General features: G+C 26.3%; 1 protein-coding gene. It reads left to right on the top strand.

What is annotated here, in order from left to right:
- On the top strand, positions 1–3018 hold a 3018-nt coding region (locus CAMP5118_RS07875; protein WP_337217017.1), incomplete at its 5' end, for a hypothetical protein.
- Between the last annotated feature and the right edge of the window lie 18 nt (positions 3019–3036).

Genomic DNA, 3036 nt, shown 5'->3' with positions numbered 1-3036 from the left:
CAAAACGTTACTTTACAAGGTAATAAAGTAATGTTAAGTGCTGATACTAGTTGGGATGATAAAATGAAAAATCAAACAGGTATAATATCAGCTAATGAAATAAACTTACAAGGTAATGAAGTTTATGTAGATGTAGGTAATATAAATGGAGATCAATTACAAAGCTTAAAAATACAAGGAAGTGATGGTAATAATTTTAAAGGTTCTATGTATTTAAATGCTAGTGGATATTATTATAATCCTAATTCTTTTAAAGTATTTAATAAATTTAACAATTCAAACAACAATTTTAAAGTATATGAATATGTAGGTATAGGCTCTGATTTAGATTGGTGGCACTTTGCTAAAGGGTGGAATGAAAATAAAGAAGGTTTTAGAGATACAGCTGGTGAGTATAGACTTACTAATGATATAGACTTTAATGGAAATCAAGGTAAAGGTGAAGAAGGAAAAGATTGGCAAAACTATGTAAATTATTGTATAGATGGATATGGTTGTACCAATATGATAGTTGGATATAAAAGTCATGTTTATAATGAGAATTGGGAAATAATAGTAGATAATGGTTTTTCAAATAAAACATTTGATGGACAAGGATTTGCGCTTAAGAATATTAATATAGATACAACTAATCTTGAATATATACCTGAGTATGTAGGTATATTTGGGAATTCTAATAATTCTGAATTTAAAAATATAAAGATTGATTATAATAATAATTCCATTAAATCTAATTCAATATTTACAGGTGGATTTATAGGATATGCAAGTAATGGTAGTAGTTTTAAAAATATAGAGCTAAGTAATATCGCTAGTATTTCTACGCAAACAAACGATGTTTTATATACAGGTGGTTTTGTAGGATATGTAAGCGGAGCAAATTTTAATAAAATCAATATCAATAATATAAATGAATTAAGTGGCGTCAGTGTAGACAATAGATCTCATATTGGTGGTTTTGCTGGTAGTATAAATAATGGAAAATTTGAAAATATATATCTTTCTCAAATCAATAAAATAATAAATAATAAAACAACTAAGGCAACATATACAGGTGGTTTTGCTGGGGAGATTTGGGAAGGTTTTTTTGAGAATATTGATATTAGAGGGATTGAAGAAATTAGTGGGGGATTTGTTACGGGTGGATTTTCTGGTAATATTGATTATGCTCAACTTTTAAATATAAATTTAGATATAAGTAATATAACATCCACATTCAGTACATTGCGTCATACTTATGCTGGTGGATTTGTTGGTAGTATTGATTCTGGAAATAATAAATTTAGTAATATCAATATCCGTGTTAAAAAAATTAAAAGTATTAACAATGACAATAATGGATTGTTAAGTGGAGAGATTGATGATGTTGGTAATGCATATGCTGGAGGATTTGCAGGTTTTGCTAATGGAGGAATTTTTAACAATATTAGTTTAGAAGCTGAAAAAATTGAAGCTATAAATAATAATAATTTAGAAAATACTCGTGCTGTTGTAGGTGGTTTTATTGGAAAGGTAGAAGGCTATAGAAGTGATAATTTATCGTTTTCAAATATTACTGTAAAAAATATAGATGCGATTGTTGGAAAGCTTGAACAAGATAAAAAAGGGATTGTTAATTCCGGTGGATTTATAGGTTGGATTCAAAGACAAGGAACTGGTGATTTTTCCAATATAAGTTTATATAATATAAAAAATATACAGGCATATGGAAAAAATGATTTTGCTAATGCTGGAGGTTTTATTGGGTATATCGAAAGTGGTTCTATATTTAATTCGATCAATTTAAATTTTAATAATATTTATTTATTTTTCGAAAATGGTTCTCAAATACAGTCTTTTGCAAGTGATGGTAAGAATACAAGCGGAAAATTTATCAGTGCTTTTGATAATAAACAAGTAAATTTAAAATTTAACAATATACATCTTTATCATTACATAAATGATTTTAGTGGTGTTAATTCTGATATAAACCTTTGGAAAAATGCTATTAATGTATATATTTATAATGATGGCGATAAGTATATAAAATATAATGATTTCTTAAACAAAGATAGTATGATAGTAAGGCCTATAGTTAAGCTTCCGGAAAAACCAGAATTTTCTAGTGTGGATATAAATTTGCCAAATGTGGATTCTATTATAAAAGAGGAAGTTGCTCTTGATAAGGATGATTTGTATGAAGATACTATAAAAGATGAAATTTTAGCTGATATCACGAATCAACATTATAAAATATATATTAATACCCTTTTGGAAATGTTGGCAGAAAAGAATTATAGTGAAATGACATTGGATGAAAAGGTAGCTTTTATTTCAAAATATTTTATTAAAGATACATCAAATAGCAAGAAAGAGGCTTTGAAAATAGTTGAAAGTATTGATTTTATAGTAGCCTATCAAACAAACGGATTAAATAATGCTGACAGTGATAAATTTAAAAATGGAGTTCAATCCTTTTATATTAATAATATTAAAATTAATATTGATAAAATTATTGAAAAAGGAAAAAGTATTTCTGAAATTTTAAATAACGAATTAAAGGATTTTGTTGTAAATTCTGAACAACTTATAAAAGAATTGGGTGAAATTCAAAATCAGTTAAAAAGTGCTGAAAATGATTATAACGAGTATGTGAAGAATAATAATCAAATTGATATTAGCGTACTTAATAGTCTACTTTCGAAAATAGTTTTACTAGAAAAACAACAAGATAGTATTTTATCTCAATTGGATTTATCATCTATAAAAAATAAAATTGAATATCAAAACAAACTAGGAAGTTTTTTAGTAATAGGAGATTATAAGTTGTCGCCCTATAAACCTGTTTTGGATATTCCTAATACAGACAATGAAATTGATTTTGTGCATTATAATGTAAAATCATTTGGTTTAATAGGGGATGAATTTATAAAAAAAGATTCCAAAATAGATGTTATAGGTGAAGCAGAAACTGATGGTTATAAAAAAACTTGTGTTTCGAGCTTTAATTCAAAAGTTATGAATACTTGTATAAATTAATTTGATGAGATATATTGG

The sequence above is a fragment of the Campylobacter sp. LMG 7929 genome (assembly GCF_024723595.1).
GTDB lineage: Bacteria > Campylobacterota > Campylobacteria > Campylobacterales > Campylobacteraceae > Campylobacter_D.
The sequence above is the reverse complement of the archived record's forward strand: the minus strand, read 5'-3'. Positions and strand labels throughout refer to the sequence as shown.